The sequence below is a fragment of the Pseudomonas sp. 02C 26 genome (assembly GCF_002843585.1).
Classification (GTDB): Bacteria; Pseudomonadota; Gammaproteobacteria; order Pseudomonadales; family Pseudomonadaceae; genus Aquipseudomonas; species Aquipseudomonas shirazensis.
The window spans coordinates 307,513-324,801 of the sequence record NZ_CP025262.1; the positions used below are offsets into that span (position 1 = coordinate 307,513).

At 62.4% G+C, this 17,289-nt stretch carries 17 protein-coding genes and 1 riboswitch; of the genes, 7 read left to right on the top strand and 10 right to left on the bottom strand.

From position 1 onward, the window contains the following. Position 1 precedes the first annotated feature (1 nt). From CXQ80_RS01380 to CXQ80_RS01390, 3 genes are all read right to left on the bottom strand, one after another. Positions 2–721, bottom strand: coding sequence for a 16S rRNA (uracil(1498)-N(3))-methyltransferase (locus tag CXQ80_RS01380; RefSeq protein ID WP_101315742.1), 720 nt, complete (start codon positions 719–721; stop codon positions 2–4). 82 nt (positions 722–803) lie between these two features. Continuing rightward, positions 804–2,210, bottom strand: a complete 1,407-nt coding sequence (locus CXQ80_RS01385; protein WP_101315744.1) for an adenosylmethionine--8-amino-7-oxononanoate transaminase — start codon at positions 2,208–2,210, stop codon at positions 804–806. Positions 2,211–2,291: 81 nt separating this feature from the next. After that, the gene (locus tag CXQ80_RS01390; RefSeq protein WP_101315746.1) at positions 2,292–2,552 is read right to left on the bottom strand and encodes a hypothetical protein; all 261 of its coding nucleotides are present in this window, start codon (positions 2,550–2,552) and stop codon (positions 2,292–2,294) included. Between the two features lie 132 nt (positions 2,553–2,684). On the opposite strand from CXQ80_RS01390, the gene CXQ80_RS01395 reads away from it, so the two are divergent. The 3 genes from CXQ80_RS01395 (at position 2,685) to CXQ80_RS01405 (ending at position 5,924) form a co-directional block, all read left to right on the top strand. Then, positions 2,685–4,559 carry a flavin monoamine oxidase family protein gene (locus tag CXQ80_RS01395; RefSeq protein WP_101315748.1) on the top strand — a complete coding sequence of 625 codons (1,875 nt, stop codon included), beginning with the start codon at positions 2,685–2,687 and terminating at the stop codon, positions 4,557–4,559. 203 nt (positions 4,560–4,762) lie between these two features. Beyond that, positions 4,763–5,314, top strand: a complete 552-nt coding sequence (locus CXQ80_RS01400) for a cytochrome b (RefSeq protein WP_101315750.1) — start codon at positions 4,763–4,765, stop codon at positions 5,312–5,314. Between the two features lie 31 nt (positions 5,315–5,345). Beyond that, entirely contained in the window at positions 5,346–5,924 is a 579-nt protein-coding gene (locus tag CXQ80_RS01405) for a YceI family protein (protein ID WP_101315752.1), read from the top strand. A 60-nt stretch (positions 5,925–5,984) separates the two neighbouring features. On the opposite strand, the gene CXQ80_RS01410 is transcribed toward CXQ80_RS01405, so the two are convergent. From CXQ80_RS01410 to ahcY, 4 genes are all read right to left on the bottom strand, one after another. Beyond that, positions 5,985–7,901 carry a DEAD/DEAH box helicase gene (locus CXQ80_RS01410; RefSeq protein ID WP_101315754.1) on the bottom strand — a complete coding sequence of 639 codons (1,917 nt, stop codon included), beginning with the start codon at positions 7,899–7,901 and terminating at the stop codon, positions 5,985–5,987. A 220-nt stretch (positions 7,902–8,121) separates the two neighbouring features. Then, a complete protein-coding gene (locus CXQ80_RS01415) occupies positions 8,122–8,907 on the bottom strand; it encodes an ABC transporter substrate-binding protein (protein WP_101315756.1) in 786 nt (261 codons plus the stop codon). A gap of 241 nt (positions 8,908–9,148) precedes the next feature. Next, the gene (gene metF, locus CXQ80_RS01420; RefSeq protein WP_101315758.1) at positions 9,149–9,994 is read right to left on the bottom strand and encodes a methylenetetrahydrofolate reductase [NAD(P)H]; all 846 of its coding nucleotides are present in this window, start codon (positions 9,992–9,994) and stop codon (positions 9,149–9,151) included. 147 nt (positions 9,995–10,141) lie between these two features. Beyond that, positions 10,142–11,551: an adenosylhomocysteinase gene (ahcY, locus tag CXQ80_RS01425; RefSeq protein WP_101315760.1), complete on the bottom strand. Its 1,410-nt coding sequence runs from the start codon at positions 11,549–11,551 to the stop codon at positions 10,142–10,144. A 21-nt stretch (positions 11,552–11,572) separates the two neighbouring features. After that, a riboswitch (S-adenosyl-L-homocysteine riboswitch) is annotated at positions 11,573–11,669 on the bottom strand. Positions 11,670–11,848: 179 nt separating this feature from the next. Between ahcY and CXQ80_RS01430 the strand changes: the two genes are divergently transcribed. Beyond that, a complete protein-coding gene (locus tag CXQ80_RS01430; protein WP_016489524.1) occupies positions 11,849–12,250 on the top strand; it encodes an acyl-CoA thioesterase in 402 nt (133 codons plus the stop codon). Between the two features lie 32 nt (positions 12,251–12,282). Here CXQ80_RS01430 and CXQ80_RS01435 read toward each other — a convergent pair whose 3' ends face one another. Continuing rightward, entirely contained in the window at positions 12,283–13,518 is a 1,236-nt protein-coding gene (locus CXQ80_RS01435; RefSeq protein ID WP_101315762.1) for a sodium:proton antiporter, read from the bottom strand. 208 nt (positions 13,519–13,726) lie between these two features. Between CXQ80_RS01435 and CXQ80_RS01440 the strand changes: the two genes are divergently transcribed. Next, positions 13,727–14,560 (top strand): DMT family transporter, encoded by an 834-nt coding sequence (locus tag CXQ80_RS01440; protein WP_101315764.1) that lies wholly within the window; start codon positions 13,727–13,729, stop codon positions 14,558–14,560. A 31-nt stretch (positions 14,561–14,591) separates the two neighbouring features. Next, positions 14,592–14,978 (top strand): MAPEG family protein, encoded by a 387-nt coding sequence (locus CXQ80_RS01445; protein WP_101315766.1) that lies wholly within the window; start codon positions 14,592–14,594, stop codon positions 14,976–14,978. Between the two features lie 151 nt (positions 14,979–15,129). Here CXQ80_RS01445 and CXQ80_RS01450 read toward each other — a convergent pair whose 3' ends face one another. Then, entirely contained in the window at positions 15,130–16,281 is a 1,152-nt protein-coding gene (locus CXQ80_RS01450; protein ID WP_101315768.1) for a murein transglycosylase A, read from the bottom strand. 115 nt (positions 16,282–16,396) lie between these two features. Between CXQ80_RS01450 and CXQ80_RS01455 the strand changes: the two genes are divergently transcribed. Continuing rightward, a complete protein-coding gene (locus CXQ80_RS01455) occupies positions 16,397–16,843 on the top strand; it encodes a cytochrome c (RefSeq protein ID WP_101315770.1) in 447 nt (148 codons plus the stop codon). 51 nt (positions 16,844–16,894) lie between these two features. On the opposite strand, the gene CXQ80_RS01460 is transcribed toward CXQ80_RS01455, so the two are convergent. Then, positions 16,895–17,287: a DUF1090 domain-containing protein gene (locus tag CXQ80_RS01460; protein WP_101315772.1), complete on the bottom strand. Its 393-nt coding sequence runs from the start codon at positions 17,285–17,287 to the stop codon at positions 16,895–16,897. Positions 17,288–17,289 lie beyond the last annotated feature (2 nt).

A 17,289-nucleotide genomic window follows, 5' to 3' on the forward strand; every position in this document is an offset into this window, starting at 1 on the left:
GTTAAAAATCGCCCCACAGCTGCTGCGCTACTGCGAGCGCCACTACCGGCGCGGTTTCGGTACGCAGCACGCGTGGGCCGAGGCGCGCGGCATGGTAGCTGGCGGCCTTGGCCTGCTCGACCTCGGCGTCGGTCAAACCGCCTTCAGGGCCGATCAGAAACGCCAGCCGCTCGGGCCGCTGGTGACTGGTCAGCGGCTCGGCGACCGGGTGCAGCACCAGCTTCAGGTCAGCCTCGGTTGCCTTCAGCCATTCGGCCAGGGTCAATGGCGGATTGATCAGCGGCAGGGTCGAGCGGCCGCATTGTTCGCAGGCGCTGATCGCCACCTGGCGCCAGTGCGCCAGACGCTTGTCGGCGCGTTCGTCCTTGAGCCGCACTTCGCAACGTTCGCTGACGATCGGGGTGATCTGGTTGACGCCCAGTTCGGTGGCTTTCTGGATGGCCCAGTCCATCCGCTCGCCGCGCGACAGGCCTTGGCCGAGGTGCACGTGCAGGCTTGAGTCGGCCTGGCCGGGCAGAGCCTGGTCGAGGCTGACGCGCACGCTCTTCTTGCCCACTTCAAGCAGCTGGCCGAGGTACTCCTGGCCACTGCCATCGAACAGCTGCACGGCATCGCCGGCGGCCATGCGCAGCACGCGGCCGATGTAATGGGCCTGGGCTTCGGGGAGGTCGTGTTCGCCGATGGACAGCGGGGCGTCGATAAAGAAGCGGGACAGTCTCATGGTTCTGCTCTGGAATTAGGGAAGACACATACACCTCGGCGGCGGGAGAGCCCGCCGCCGACGCCTGCTGCACGGGCTGTGCTCAGCCCGGATCGCGAAAGTCGGGGTGGAAGTTCTGCGGCACGGCCACGCTGATGCTGTCGCGGGTGGCGATATCGATGCCCTCGGTGGCCACCTCGGCAAGGAAGTCGATCTGCTCGGGGGTGATCACATACGGCGGCAGGAAGTACACCACGCTGCCCAGCGGGCGCAGCAGGGCGCCGCGGGTCAGGGCATGTTCAAATACCTTGAGGCCGCGCCGTTGCTGCCATGGATAAGCGGTCTTGCTGGCTTTGTCCTCGACCATTTCGATGGCCAGGGCCATGCCGGTCTGGCGCACTTCGGCCACATGCGGGTGATCGACCAGGTGTGCAGTGGCGCTGGCCATCCGCGCTGACAGGGCCTTGTTGGCCTCGATGACGTTGTCCTGCTCGAAGATATCCAGGGTTGCCAACGCGGCAGCGCAGGCCAGCGGGTTGCCGGTGTAGCTGTGCGAGTGGAGGAATGCGCGCAGGGTCGGATAGTCGTCGTAGAAAGCCTGATAGACATCATCGGTGGTCAGGCAGGCCGCCAGCGGCAGGTAACCGCCGGTGAGGGCCTTGGACAGGCAGAGGAAGTCCGGGCGGATGCCGGCCTGCTCGCAGGCGAACATCGTCCCGGTGCGGCCAAAGCCCACGGCAATCTCGTCGTGGATCAGGTGCACGCCATAACGGTCGCAGGCTTCGCGCAGCAGCTTGAGGTACACCGGGTGGTACATGCGCATACCGCCGGCGCCCTGGATCAGCGGCTCGACGATGACTGCCGCGACAGTGGCGTGATGCTCGGCGAGGGTCTGCTCCATGGCCAGGAACATCGTCCGCGAGTGCTCCTCCCAGCTGACCCCTTCAGGGCGCAGGTAGCAGTCCGGGCTGGGCACCTTGATGGTGTCGAGCAACAGCGTCTTGTAGGTCTCGGTGAACAGCGGCACATCGCCCACCGACATCGCTGCGATGGTTTCACCATGGTAGCTGTTGGTCAGGGTGACGAAGCGCTTCTTGCCGCTCTGGCCCTTGTTCAGCCAGTAATGGAAGCTCATCTTCAGCGCGACTTCGATGCACGACGAGCCGTTGTCGGCGTAGAACACTCGGTCCAGCCCGGCTGGAGTCATGGCTACCAGGCGCTCGGACAGCTCGATCACCGGCTGATGGCTGAAGCCAGCCAGGATCACGTGTTCGAGCTGGTCGACCTGGTCCTTGATGCGCTGGTTGATGCGCGGATTGGCATGGCCGAACACGTTGACCCACCACGAACTGACGGCGTCCAGGTAACGCTTGCCTTCGAAGTCCTCGAGCCACACGCCGTCGCCGCGCTTGATCGGGATCAGCGGCAGCTTTTCGTGGTCTTTCATCTGGGTGCAGGGGTGCCACAGGACCTTGAGGTCACGTTGCATCCACTGATCATTGAGGCCCATCGGCACTTCTCCTGGCGGCACGGCTTGGTTTGACCGCACAAGCCTAAGCAAAGGTGCCGGCCACCACAACCGTGATCAGGCTCAATGGTGCACAACGGGCTGCCAGCTCAGGGCCGGGATGTGCACGGTGCCGGCGTGGGTGGTGGAGATGGTCAGGGTGCGAAATGGCCCCAGCAGCATCTGGCGGGTGGGCGAACTGGCATAGTGACCAGGCACGATTTCGGTGCCGGCCAGGCCTGACAAGGTCAGCCAGAAAGTATTGGTGCTGTTGCATGGCTGAAAGTCCCGCTGCGGTCGTCGACGCCACTGTCCGACGAAATCGACGCTGCTGGCTACTGACAAAAATGCCAGTTGCGCAAGCGGCTTGGCATCGCCCTGCTGGCAGGGTGCCCACGGGTGACGTATTCTTAGCGCAATTTTCTCGGGGCTTCTTTCCCGTTTTCATCGACCTGTTTTCAACCGGAGTTTGCCGACATGGCTGCTGCTTGGGTGCGCCTGTGCGCGTTGGTATTGATCGGATTTTCCAGCACCTCGGCGCTGGCGCAGGACAAGACACCCACGGCAATCGTCGTCGGTGGCGGCCTGGCCGGCTTGACGGCTGCCTACGAGCTGCAGAACAAAGGCTGGCAGGTCACGCTGCTGGAAGCCAAGGCGGGCATGGGCGGGCGCTCTGGCCTGGCCACCAGCGAATGGATCGGCAACGGCAAAGCCCAGCCGGTACTCAACCAGTACCTGGATCGCTTCAAGCTCGATACCTTGCCGGCCCCTGAGTTCGTGCGCACGCCCGGCTACCTGATCGATGGCGAATACTTCAGCGCAGCTGACCTGGCCGTCAAGCAGCCGGCAACTGCCGAAGCGCTCAAGCGCTACGAGAAAACCCTCGACGATCTGGCCCGCTCGATCGACGACCCGCTCAACCCGCAGGCCAACAGCACGCTATTCGCCCTCGACCAGATAAACGTCGCCAACTGGCTCGACCGTTTGCAACTGCCCGCCACTGCGCGGCAATTGATCAACCAGCAGATTCGCAGCCGTTATGACGAGCCTTCGCGCCTGTCGCTGCTCTATTTCGCCCAGCAGACCCGTGTCTATCGTGGCGTCAGCGACCGTGACCTGCGTGCTGCGCGCCTGCCTGGCGGTAGCCCGGTGCTGGCTCAGGCCTTCGTCAAGCAGCTGAAAACCATCAAGACCAACGCACCGGTTACCGCGATCGTCCAGGACAAGGACGGCGTTACCGTCAAGGTCGGCGCTGTCGGCTATCGCGCCGACTACCTGGTGATGGCGGTGCCGCTGCGGGCACTGGCCAAGATCCAGATGACCCCAGGCCTGGACAACCAGCATATGGCTGCGATCAAAGGCACCAACTATGGCTGGCGTGACCAGATACTGCTCAAGTTCAAGCAGCCTGTGTGGGAAAGCCGGGCGCGGATGTCGGGTGAGATCTTCAGCAACACCGGCCTGGGCATGCTCTGGATCGAGCCGGCGCTGAAAGGTGGTGCCAACGTGGTGATCAACCTGTCGGGCGACAACGCCCGTCTGTTGCAGGCCTTTGGCGACAAGCAGATGGCCGACCAGGTGCTGATCCGCCTGCATGCGTTCTACCCGAAGGCGCGCGGCGCATTTACTGGCTATGAAGTGAAGCGCTACAGCGCGGATCCTGGTACTGGTGGTGCCTATCTGGCATATGGCCCGGGGCAGATCAGCAAATACTGGCGCCTGTGGGAGCGCCCTCTGCAGCGCATCAGCTTCGCTGGTGAGCATACCGACGCGCTCTACCCAGGCACGCTCGAAGGCGCCCTGCGCAGCGGCCAGCGTGCTGCCGGCCAGGTGCAGGACCTGCTGGCAGGCAAGTCGTTTGATCCGGTCAAGGCCGTGCCTGTGGCGGCCGCTGCCGCAACCGGCGCCGCAGCGGCCAAGGGCGGCTTCTTCTCCAATCTGTTTGGCGGCGGCGACAAGGCGGCCAAGGCGGACAACGCGCCAACCAAGGACGAGCCGGCCAAGGCCAAGGACGCCGAGCCAGCCAAGCCTGGCTTCTTCTCGCGCCTGTTTGGTGGCGCAGAAGAGCCTGCAGCCAAGCCGGCACCTGTGGCCAAGGCTGCGGAAGTTGCACCAGTAGCACCGGCGCCTGAACCAGCGCCAGTGGTTGCGCCGGTACCGGAGCCTGCGGCCAAGCCTGCACCGGTCAAGCCTGCGGCAAGCAAGGCCGCACCAGCCAAGCATGCGCCTGCGCATAAGCCAGCTGCCAAATCGGATGCCGCGAAGAAAGCCGCAAACAAGCCTGCGCAAGCGAAAAAGGCTCCCGCCAAGGCCGAGCCGGTGAAGAAACCGGCGACCAGCAGCCAAGGCTGATTGAACCAACACCCCCAAGGGCCGCATCGCGGCCCTTTCTTATTCTGCGAGCGTATCGGGCTGGTCTAGGGTTAATGTTTCCTTAATAACCGGTCGAGAGAATAAGCATCGATTAATTCGATCTACCAAAGCAATTTTTTCCGCTTTTATTCGATACGTTTCGCGCTAGTCTGTACGCAGCTTCAAGGGAGAGCGCCGCCAACATGCAAGTACGCAATTCATCAACTCGCTACGGCCTGGTCAGCATGGTCATGCACTGGGGTGTAGCGCTGGCAGTCTTCGGGCTGTTTGCCCTGGGCCTGTGGATGGTCGATCTTGACTACTACGACCCGTGGCGCAAGGCCGGCCCGGATCTGCATAAAAGTATTGGCCTGGTGTTGCTGGCGGTAATGCTGCTGCGGGTGCTGTGGCGTTTCATCAGTCCGCCGCCGGCAGTGCTGGCCAGCCATGACCGCTTCACCCGAGTTGCAGCCAAACTGGGCCACCTGGCTTTATATGCAGGGCTGTTTGCGGTCATGATCGCCGGGTACCTGATCTCTACCGCCGATGGCGCGGGGATCTCGGTGTTTGGCCTGTTCGATGTGCCGGCATTGCTCAGCAACCTGCCCGACCAGGCTGACACCGCTGGCGTGATCCATTTTTACCTAGCCTGGGGGCTGGTGATTTTCGCCGTCCTGCATGGCCTGGCAGCACTGAAACACCACTTTATCGACCGTGACGCGACCCTGACTCGTATGCTGGGCCGCAAAGCTTGACCCTCAACCTCAATTGCAAGGAATCGAAAGGATGTTGAAAAAGACTTTTGCCGCTCTGGCGCTCGGTACCGCTCTGTTCGCCGCTGGTCAGGCCATGGCTGCTGACTACAAGATCGACAAGGAAGGCCAGCACGCGTTCGTTGACTGGAAGATCAGCCATTTGGGCTACAGCTTCATCCACGGTACTTTCAAAGACTTCGACGGTAGCTTTACCTGGGATTCGGCCAAGCCTGAAGCCAGCAAGATCAACGTCGACCTGAAGACCGCCAGCCTGTGGTCGAACCATGCCGAACGTGACAAGCACATCGCGAGCAAGGACTTCCTGGACGTCAGCAAGTATCCAGAGGCCAAGTTCGTCTCCACCGCAGTCAAATCGACCGGTGACAAGACCGCTGATGTGACCGGCGACCTGACCCTGCACGGTGTGACCAAGCCGGTAACCTTCAAGGCTACCTTCAACGGTGAAGGCAAGGATCCATGGGGCGGCGAGCGCGCCGGCTTCAACGCCACCACTACCCTGAACCTGAACGACTTCGGCATCAAGGGCCCAGGCCCAACCTCGCAGACGCTGGATCTGGATATCAGTGTTGAAGGCGTGAAGCAGAAGTAATCAGCCGCAAACGAAAAAGCCGCCCATCAGGGCGGCTTTTTCATGTCTGCATAACCGTAATCAGCGATTACGGGTCAGCAGGGCCGGGCGCTCGCCACGCGGGCGGCTCGGCAAGTCTTCCAGCTGCTCAGGCGTTGGGTAACGCTCGAGCTTGGATTCCTTGCGGATGATCACTGGCTGGCTTTGCGATTCACGCGGGTTGCGTACTGCTGGCTCTTGACGAGCGCTGTCGTCACGGGCTGGGCGGTTACGGCCCGGGTTGCCGTCGCGACGGCCACCACCAGCGTTGCTGCCGTTGTTGCTGCGTGGGCGCTTGTCGCCAGCACCCTGACGTGGCTGGCCGCTGCCGCCGTTGTTGCTGCGGCCTTTTGCTGGCGCACCGGCACCGCGAGTGCCGCTGCCTTGGGTTTGGCCGGCACCAGCTGCAGCGCCTGGGCGACGGTTGCGGCCTTGGTTCTTGCCATTCTGGTAAGGGCTGACGTAGTCGGCCTTGTTACCGAAGTTATCCACGTCGTCGTCGAGGAACGCTTCCGGGTCACGGTTGCCGTTGCCATTACCGTTGGCTGGCGCCGATGCTTCGCGGCGCTCGCCCTGTGGCTGGCGCGGCTTGTTCTCACGTGGCTTGCGCGGCTGCTGCTGGCGCTCACCTGCAGGCTTGTCGGCCGGCTTTTCAGCGGCGCTGCTCTGCTTGGCGCGGCCTTTGTCCTTGCCCTTGTCCTTGCGTCCGCCGTTGCTGTCTTTGCTGGCGTCGCTGCGCGGCTGGTTACGACCACCGCGGCCGTTGGCCTGCGGGCGCTCACGGACTTCAGGCTTCTCGACTTCGACGGTGCTGGCGTCAAAGCCCATCAGATCGCCGTCCTGGATCTTCTGGCGAGTGACGCGCTCGATGCTCTTGAGCAGTTTCTCTTCGTCCGGGGCAACCAGCGAGATGGCTTCACCTGAGCGACCGGCACGGCCAGTACGGCCGATGCGGTGCACGTAGTCTTCCTCGACATTCGGCAGCTCGAAGTTGACCACGTGCGGCAGCTGGTCGATGTCCAGGCCACGCGCGGCAATGTCGGTTGCGACGAGGATGCGCACTTCGTTGGCCTTGAAGTCGGCCAGGGCCTTGGTGCGTGCGTTCTGGCTCTTGTTGCCGTGGATCGCTGCAGCCGGCAGGCCGTGCTTCTCAAGGTACTCGGCCAGGCGGTTGGCGCCATGCTTGGTGCGGGTGAAGACCAGCACCTGTTCCCACGCACCGAGGGTGATCAAGTGCGCCAGCAGGGCACGCTTGTGGCTCGCCGGCAGGCGGTAGACGCGCTGTTCGATACGCTCGACCGTGGTGTTCGGCGGCGTGACTTCGATGCGCTCGGGGTTGTGCAGGAGCTTGTCGGCGAGGTCGGTGATGTCTTTGGAGAAGGTCGCCGAGAACAGCAGGTTCTGGCGCTTCGCCGGCAAACGGGCGAGGACCTTCTTGACGTCATGGATGAAGCCCATGTCGAGCATGCGGTCGGCTTCATCGAGGACCAGGATTTCGACGCGGGACAGGTCAACCTTGCCTTGGCCGGCCAGGTCGAGCAGGCGGCCAGGGCAGGCCACCAGTACGTCGACGCCTTTGGCCATGGCTTGAACCTGTGGGTTCATGCCGACACCGCCGAAGATGCAGGTGCTGACCAGGCTGAGGTCGCGTGCATACACTTTGAAGCTGTCGTGCACCTGAGCCGCCAGTTCGCGGGTCGGGGTCAGCACCAGTACCCGCGGTTGACGCGGGCCGTGGCGCTGGGATTTGTCTGGGTGGCCGCCCGGGAACAGACGCTCCAGGATCGGCAGGGCGAAACCGCCGGTTTTGCCAGTACCTGTCTGTGCGGCGACCATCAGGTCGCGACCTTGCAACACGGCGGGGATGGCCCGCTGTTGCACTGGGGTAGGCTCGGTGTAGCCCGCTGCTTCGATAGCGCGGACAAGTGCCTCGGAGAGACCGAGGGAAGCAAAGGACATGGGCAATCCTGTTCTGGTGGGGGCTAGGCCCTATAGGGTGATCTGCCTGGCGCGACGGGCATCTGAGGGATGCGATCGCGTCCGGTCCAGCTTGGTGTCCACTGCGCATCAGAGAAACATCGGGCCTGCGCTGTAGAGCGCGTTGGCGATGATCGAGATGCCTGGATGAAGACCGAGCGTCCGGGCGTGAGCCTGGCGGGAAGGCCCGAGTATAACAGAGCTAGCGAAGTGTGCTGCGTTCCTGCTGCTCAACGGCGCCAGGCAGCACTCCAAGGTCGTCTTCGAAGCGAGCGATCATCTGCACGTAGGCGGGTTCTTGCTTGAAACGGCGCAGTTCGTCGGCAAACGAGCGAGCCAGTTGTTCGCGCCCGGGCTTGCGCGCAAGACCCAGATACTGGTTTTGCCGATCGATCAGCAGCGGCAACTGTTCGATTTGCTGCTGCAGCCCCATCTGCCGGCGCAGATAGCGCCCGACGCGACTGTCGGTGACCAGCAGATCGATGCGGCCGAGCATCAGTTTGCCGAAATTGGCCTCGTGAGTGGGCGCCGGCTCACGTTTGAACAATGTCGACTGATTGAATGCCGCGCCATAGTCGTAGCCCGGCGAGGTGCCGAGGGTCAGCCCGGCGAGGTCCTCCAGTCGCTTGACGGCGCGGTGCTGGCCGTGTCTGCCGAGCAGAACGAACTCCACTGCGGACAGGGGTTCGTCCGGGAACACCATGAACACCTTGCGCGCATCATTCTGGAAAATCCCCAGCACGCCATCGGCCTGGCCCTGCTCGACCATCGCCAGGCATCGCTTCCACGGCATGAATTCCCAGTCGACCTGCACACCGAGGCGCTTGAACACCTCGCTGGCAACCTCGTACTCGATACCCTGCGGCTGGCCGTTGTGTTCGTAGACATAAGGCGCCCAGTCATCGCTGACCACGCGCAGGCGTTCGGCCTGAGCCGAACAGCTCAGGCAGACAAGCAACAGGCAGAGTAGGCGGGGCAGAAGCGACATGGCGTGAGAGTACGCCGTCCATCGGGCGATGAACAGTGAACGGGGCTTGTACAAACGCTGATAGTTGTAAACACCTGGGTGCCGTTCACAAACGCCTGTAGGAGCGGCCTTGTGTCGCGACAGGGCCGCGCAGCGGCCCCAGATTTTCAGCTTCGCCGCCAATATCGCCGGGCCAGCTACGCTGGCCTTTCCGACCGGTCCGGCGCCCCGGCAAGGCCGCTCCTACACAAAGCAGATCGCGTTAGCGTGGCAGCTTGAGGTTGTTCCAGATCGCCAGGCTCGGTTCGGCCTGGTTCAGGGTATAGAAGTGCAACCCAGGTGCGCCGCCTTGCAGCAGTTGTTCGCACATGTTGCTGATCACTTCTTCGCCAAAGGCCTGGATGCTCGCGCTGTCGTCGCCATAGGCTTCCAGTTGCTTGCGGATCCAGCGCGGCAGTTCAGCACCACAGGCGTCCGAGAAGCGCGCCAGCTTGCTGTAGTTGGTGATCGGCATGATGCCGGGCACTACCGGGATATCCACGCCCATTTTCTGCACGCGTTCGACGAAGTAGAAATAGCTGTCGGCGTTGAAGAAGTACTGGGTAATGGCGCTGTCGGCACCGGCCTTGACCTTGCGCACGAAGTTGCTCAGGTCGGCTTCGAAGTTCTGCGCCTGTGGGTGCATCTCGGGGTAGGCGGCAACTTCCAGGTGGAAGTGATCGCCGCTTTCCTGGCGGATGAACTCGACCAGGTCACTGGCGTAGCGCAGTTCGCCCGAGGCCATGCCCATGCCCGACGGCAAATCACCGCGCAGGGCGACGATCCGCTTGATGCCGGCAGCCTGGTATTCGCTGAGCAAGCCGCGCAGATCGGCCTTGGAATCACCGACGCAGGACAGGTGCGGTGCGGCGGCGACTTTGACTTCATGTTCCAGCTGCAGCACGGTGTTAAGCGTGCGGTCGCGGGTCGAACCGCCAGCGCCGTAGGTGCAGGAGAAAAAATCAGGATTGTAGCCAGCCAGCTGGCGAGCAACGGCCATCAGCTTTTCGTGACCGGCTTCGGTCTTGGTCGGGAAAAACTCGAAACTGTAACGGCGTTCTTCGGACATCGTTCGTTCCTCATGCAGCCAACGCCAGTAGCGCGCCTTCAGCTGCAATCTGCAAGTAAAAGCCAGAGCGGTGAAGGCCGGTCTGGCTTGGCGTCATTCAATTGCATGGACTGCCCGCGGCAAGCATGTCTGCCGCGGGCCACTCGCTTAGTAGCGGTAGGCGTCCGGCTTGAACGGGCCTTCGACGGTGACGCCGATGTATTCGGCCTGCTGCGAGGTCAGCTGGGTGACCACGCCGCCGAAGCCACGGACCATTTCCAGAGCGACTTCTTCGTCGAGTTTCTTCGGCAGCACTTCAACGGTCAGACGCTCGGCTTTCTTCTCGGCCGAGAGGTCAGCGAACTTCTGCCCGAACAGGAAGATCTGTGCCAGCACCTGGTTGGCGAACGAGCCGTCCATGATCCGGCTTGGGTGGCCAGTGGCGTTGCCCAGGTTGACCAGACGGCCTTCGGCCAGCAGGATCAGGTAGTCGTCGTTCTGCGGATCGAAGTCGCCAGCGCCGGTGCGGTGAATCTTGTGCACCTGCGGCTTGACCTCTTCCCATGCCCAGTTCTTGCGCATGAAAGCGGTGTCGATTTCGTTGTCGAAGTGGCCGATGTTGCACACTACAGCGCGCTTTTTCAGCGCCTTGAGCATGTTCGCATCGCAGACGTTGACGTTACCGGTGGTGGTCACGATCAGGTCGATCTTGCCCAGCAGAGCCTTGTCGATGCAGGCTTCGCTGCCGGTGTTGAGACCGTCGATGAACGGCGAAACCAGCTCGAAGCCGTCCATGCAGGCTTGCATGGCGCAGATCGGGTCAACTTCGGAAACCTTGACGATCATGCCTTCCTGACGCAGCGACTGGGCCGAGCCTTTGCCGACGTCACCGTAGCCGATGACCAGCGCCTGCTTGCCCGACAGCAGGTGGTCGGTGCCGCGCTTGATAGCGTCGTTGAGGCTGTGACGGCAGCCGTACTTGTTGTCGTTCTTGCTCTTGGTGACCGAGTCGTTGACGTTGATCGCCGGGACTTTCAGCTCGCCCTTGGCCAGCATGTCGAGCAGACGGTGAACACCGGTGGTGGTCTCTTCGGTAACGCCGTGGACGCGATCCAGAACCTGTGGGTACTTGTCGTGCAGCAGCTGGGTCAGGTCGCCGCCGTCGTCGAGGATCATGTTGGCATCCCATGGCTGGCCATCCTTGAGGATGGTCTGCTCCAGGCACCACTCGTACTCTTGCTCGGTCTCGCCTTTCCAGGCGAATACCGGGATACCGGCAGCGGCGATGGACGCAGCGGCCTGGTCTTGCGTGGAGAAGATGTTGCAGGACGACCAGCGCACTTCGGCACCCAGGGCAACCAGGGTTTCGATCAGCACGGCAGTCTGAATGGTCATGTGGATGCAGCCGAGGATTTTCGCACCCTTGAGCGGTTGCTCTTCGAGGTACTTGCGGCGCAGGCCCATCAGTGCCGGCATTTCCGATTCGGCGATGATGGTTTCGCGACGGCCCCAGGCGGCCAGGGAGATGTCAGCGACCTTGAAATCGGTAAAACCAGCAGGCGTGTTTACAGCGCTCATGAAGAGCCTCCATTCGTAGTGTGCGAATGGGCGCCGTTGTGCGTTGAGCGTCCACTTGAGCGGACAACGCCCCATCCGAGCCTGACAGGTCGAACCTGCTGCAGCGCCCCTCGGACAGGTGGCGGGCATGGCACCGCGGCGGGTGGCCATGTTAAACGGCGCTGATTATAGCCGGGCAGGGCGATCAGGCCCAAGGTTTTCTGTCGATTAATCGCGACGATAGTCGATGACCAATGGAGCCCTGCGGCAGGCTCTGCCATCATGACTGCACGTTAGCCAAAGCTGGTAGGAGCAATGATGAACTTCCACACCCGCAAATGGGTAAAACCCGAAGACCTCAACCCCAATGGCACTCTGTTCGGCGGCAGCCTGCTGCGCTGGATCGACGAGGAAGCGGCGATCTACGCCATCGTTCAGCTGGGTAATCAGCGAGTGGTGACCAAGTACATCTCGGAGATCAACTTCGTCAGCGCCTCGCGCCAGGGCGACATCATCGAGCTGGGCATTACTGCCACCGAGTTTGGCCGCACCTCGATCACCCTCAAGTGCGAAGTGCGCAACAAGATCACCCGCAAGAGCATCCTCACCGTCGACAAGATGGTCTTCGTCAACCTGGGTGACGATGGCTTGCCGGCTGCGCATGGGCGCACTGAGATCAAGTACGTGCAGGATCAGTTTCCCGACTCTGCCGTCGAGTGATTTTTCGGGGCCGCCAAGCGGCCCCGACATTCTCAAGGCTGAACGCTAACCTTGCTCACCACACGACCAATGCTCAGACCCTGAATCAGGATCGACGACAGCACCACGATGTAGGTGATCGACAGCAGCAAATCACGCTCTTCACCCAGCGGCAACGACAACGCCAGCGCCACCGACACGCCCCCACGCAAACCACCCCAGGTCAGCACGCGAATGGTGCCCTGCGGCACGCTGCGCCAGCGCCGCAGCAGCAGAATTGCCGGCGCCACCGTGAGCAGGCGCGACATCAGCACGGCTAGGGCCAGCACCGAACCGGCGGCCAGGTGCATCCAGTTGAACGGCAGCAGCAACAGCTCCAGGCCGATCAGGGCAAACAACAAGGCATTGAGCATGTCATCGATCAGTTCCCAGAAACCGTCCATGTAGCGCCGGGTCATGTCGTTCATGGCCAGGTTGCGGCCCATGTTGCCGATGATCAGGCCGGCCACCACCATCGCGATCGGTGCCGAGACATGCAGCTCGTAGCACATTGCCGAGCCGCCGATGACCAGCGCCAGGGTCAGCATGACCTGGACCTGGTATTGGTCGATGCTCTTGATCATGCGATAGGTCGCATAGCCGATCAGGCCGCCGAAGGCGATCCCGCCGATGGCTTCGCGGGCGAACAGCAGGGCGGTCTCGGAGATACTTGGCGTCTCGCCCAGCTGGACGATGCCGAGCAGTACCGTGAACACCACCACCGCCGTGCCGTCGTTGAACAGCGACTCGCCAACGATGGTGGTCTTCAGCGGCTTGGAGGCGTTGGCCGTACGCAGCGCGCCGAGCACGGCAATCGGGTCGGTCGGCGATATCAATGCGCCGAACAGCAGGCAGTAGATCAGGCTGACGTGCCAGCCGAACATGGCGAACACCCAGTGCGCGAGAAAACCGATGACCACGGTGGCGATAAGCACGCCGATGGTCGCCAGCAGGCCGATCGGCCAACGGTAGCTGCGCAGATCGCTGAGGTTGACGTGCAGGGCGCCGGCAAACAGCAGGAATGCCAGCATCCAGTGCATCAGCAGGTCATTGAAGTCGATCTGGTTCATCAAACCTTCGACGCGTTCTTCCAGGCCCGGAAAGCCGATCAGGCTCAGACCCTGCAGAATCAACGAGAACAGCAGCGCCGTGACCATGACACCGATGGCTGGCGGCAGGCCGATGAAGCGATAGTTGACATAGGTGAGGAGGGTGGTCAGGCAGATAAAAGCGGCAACAAGTTCAAGCATCCCGAATCCTGTAAAAAGTGGCTTCCAAGTCGGACCCGAATCGCTCGGGTCACGGGTTTGATGGTCCAGCAGGGGGTGTGGGACACACTCTATGACCAGAAATGTCCGAATCGTTCAAAATATGTACAAGGGCGCCCTGGCCCTGTCCGCTGCGTAACCCGCTATATTGTGCCGACCTCTGAGTCTGAGCCCTCCAAGGAAACCTCGCGTGCTGGCAACCGTTCTTGTTCTTGTCGCAGCCCTGTTGCATGCCATCTGGAACACCCTGGTCAAGTTCAGTGGCGAGCGGCTGCTGGTGATTGCCAGCATGGACTCGGTAGCGTTGCTGTTCGCTGTGGTGGCTGTGTGGTTCGTCGATTTCCCGCCTGGCGAAATCTGGCCCTGGCTGCTGGTTTCGGCGCTGGCCCAGCAGATCTACCGGGTCTTGCTGATCAAGGCCTATCGGGTCGGCGACCTTGGTCTGGTTTACCCACTGATGCGCGGTTTGTCACCGCTGGTGGTGCTGGGTCTTACTCTGGCGTTTGCCGGCGAGACCCTCAGCGGCCAGCAGATCATCGGCATCTTGCTGATCCCCTGTGGCATGGCCTGCCTGCTCTGGCAGGGCGGTGGCGGTGCGCGTTTGCCATGGTCGATGTTGCCGGTAGTGGGGCTGATCGGGATGTGTATCGGCTGCTACACCTGGTTCGACGGCCAGGGCGTGCGTGCGTGGGGCAAGCCCTGGGATTATCTGGTGTGGCTGACCTTGCTCAGTACCTGGCCGTTTCCGCTGCTGGCCGGCGTTGCCCGGCGTGCACCGTTCGTGCAGTTCTGGCGTAATCAATGGCGGCTGGGCCTGGCGGTCGGTGTTTGCGTGCTGGCCAGCTACGCTCTGGTGCTGTGGGCGATGCACCTGGGGTCGGTGGCCGAGGCGGCGGCGTTGCGCGAGATCAGCGTGATTCTGGTGGTGCTGCTGGGCATGCGCTACCTCAAAGAACCTTTCGGCGGGCCGAGGCTCTTAGCTTGCGGGCTGGTGCTGGCAGGCATGCTGGTGATGAAGCTCTGAATCCAACTCTTTTGAACAAGGAATTCTGTCCATGACCGTTGCCCTGTGGTGCATTTTGATCGCCATGATCCTGCCGCCGCTGTGTGCGCTGATCGCCAAACTCAGCAGCGGCCGTTTCGGCATGCAGCACAACCATGACCCGCGGGCGTTTCTGGACACGCTGTCAGGCCTGCCACGCCGCGCCCATGCTGCCCAGCAGAACAGCTATGAAGCCTTCCCGGCCTTTGCGGCGGCGGTGCTGGTGGCGGATATCGTCGGCAACGCCGAACAAGTGACCCAGGATGTGTTGGGGGTGATGTACATCACCAGCCGGTTGCTGTTCATCATCTGCTACCTGGCCGATTGGGCGATATTGCGCTCGATAGTGTGGTTTGCCGGTTTGGCATTGATCGTGGCGTTTTTTGTAGTCTCGGTTTGACCGAGCGACTTACGCCGACCGTGTAGGAGCGGCCTTGCCGGGGCGCCGGACCGGTCGGAAAGGCCAGCAGAGCTGGCCCGGCGATAAACGCGGCGAAGCATAAATCGTGGGGCCGCTGCGCAGCCCTTTCCGACAGGCGGAGGCGATGGTGTCAGGGGACTTTGGGTAGCTCAGGCAATGGCTGGCCTTTGGGCCAGAGCATCCAGATCTGCCCTTGCTGCTTCATGTTGCCGGCCAACTCACCGGCTTGCGGCCCGGTACCCCAGAACAGGTCGGCACGTACTTCGCCGGTGATCGCCCCGCCGGTATCCTGCGCGCCGACCGGGCGCACCACGGGTGAACCATCCGGGCGGGTGGTCGACAGCCACAGCAGGCTGCCCAGTGGGATCACCTTGCGATCGATGGCGACGCTGTACCCTGCGGTCAGCGGTACGTTCAACGAACCGCGCGGGCCTTCGTTGCTGTCCGGCCGGGTGCTGAAGAACACGTAACTGGGGTTGCTCGCTAGCAACTCCGGTACCCGCTGCGGGTTGGCCTGGGCCCAGGCGTGAATCGCGCCCATGCTGACATCTTCTTTCTTCAACTGGCCTTGTTCGATCAGCCAGCGGCCGATCGGCCGATACGGATGACCGTTCTGATCGGCATAACCCAGGCGTAACTGGCGCCCGTCTTCCAACTGAACCCTGCCAGAGCCCTGAATCTGCAGGAATTGCAGGTCCATCGGGTCCGTCAGCCAGGCCTGCACAGGTGCGTTGACGCCATCACGGTAGATGGTTTCCGAGGTGTCATAGGGCTTGAGCACGCGGCCTTCCAGGCGCCCGCGCAGGCGCTTGCCCTTGAGCTCAGGGTAGATACTCGCCAGATCGACCACGATCATGTCCTGCGGCACGCCGTACACCGGCACCTGGGCCGCCGCAGTGCGGGTCAGGCTGCCAGGGTAGACCGGCTCGTAATAACCGGTGATCAGCCCGGTGGCGTTGTTCTCGGCCGAGCGCAGGCCGTACACCTGCAGGTTCTGCTGGAGAAACGCGCGGGCCTGGGCGGCATCGTCAGGAATGCGCAGCGCCGCCTCGCAGGTCGCTGCCCAGACCGCATCGCGCTTGAGCTTCTCGCAGCCGACCCGCCACGCCTGAAAGCCCGCCAACAGATCAGCATCACTGACGCTGGGCAGATCTTTCCAGGTGGCGGGAGCATAGGTGGCAATGGCGTGCGGTTCAGGCTTGGTGCTGTCACCGCCGTTGCAGCCGGCCAGCAGGGCCAGGGCTGGCAGCGCCCAGGCGAGCTGGCGCAGAGCAGATTTCATGGTTGAATCCTTGAGCGGGCAGCGGCGTGGCTGCCCCTGTTTTCTGTAAGGGTATTGGTCTTTGTCGAGCAGGCGAGGATACTGTCGGCCCTCTTCCGATGCCAATGTGACCGTGATGTTCAAATGTTTCACCGTGCTGCTGGTAGCTAGCCTGGCCCTGCTGGGCTGCGACCGTGTCGATCCTAATTCACCGCTCGGGCAGCGCAAGGCGATCTTCAAGCAGATGCTCACCACCAGCGAAGACCTTGGCGGCATGCTGCGCGGACGCTTGCCGTTCGATGGCGACAAGTTCGCTGCCGGCGCCATCAAGCTCGATGGTCTGGCGCACGCCCCTTGGAAGCATTTTCCGCAGGCTCAGGATGGCGGCGACAGCAGTGCGCGGGCCGAGGTCTGGCAGCGCCAGGCGCGCTTCGAGGAGCTGGCCCGGCAACTGGAAGGCGTGACCGGTGAACTGGTTGCCGCGAGCAGCAACAAACCGCTGCACGCAGCGCAGTTGCAAGCACCTACGGACAAGGTCGAAGCGGCCTGCAAGGCCTGCCACACCGAATTTCGTAACCACTAGGCCGCGCTGACGCCGGCAGCGCGCTCACGGTTCAGTGTGGCGTCGGAGTGGTTACTTTTCCAGATCGTCGAGCGCTTCCTGCAGCTCCTTTTTCGATTCGGCAAGCTTGTCTTTACGCTTGTTGATCTTCTCGGAGTCGCCGCGCTTCATGGCCTTGTCCAGATCCTTGGTACGCTTGTTCACCTCGTGACGCGCATCCAGCACCTTCTGCTCGCGCTCTTTGCGCAGGCTGCTGTCGGTGCAGTTGGCAGTCACTTCGCTCAGGGCTTTTTCCAGACCAGCCTGCTGGTTGCTGTTGCCGTGGGCACGTGCCTGCTCGATCTGTTCGCTGATCGCTTGCTTCTTGGCGGCGCAACCTTTGAGCTCGGTCTGCTCGGCAGCCAGCGCGCCGTGGGCAGTGAGGCCAAGCAAGGCGGACAGGGCGAGGGTAGAGAACAGTTTCATCG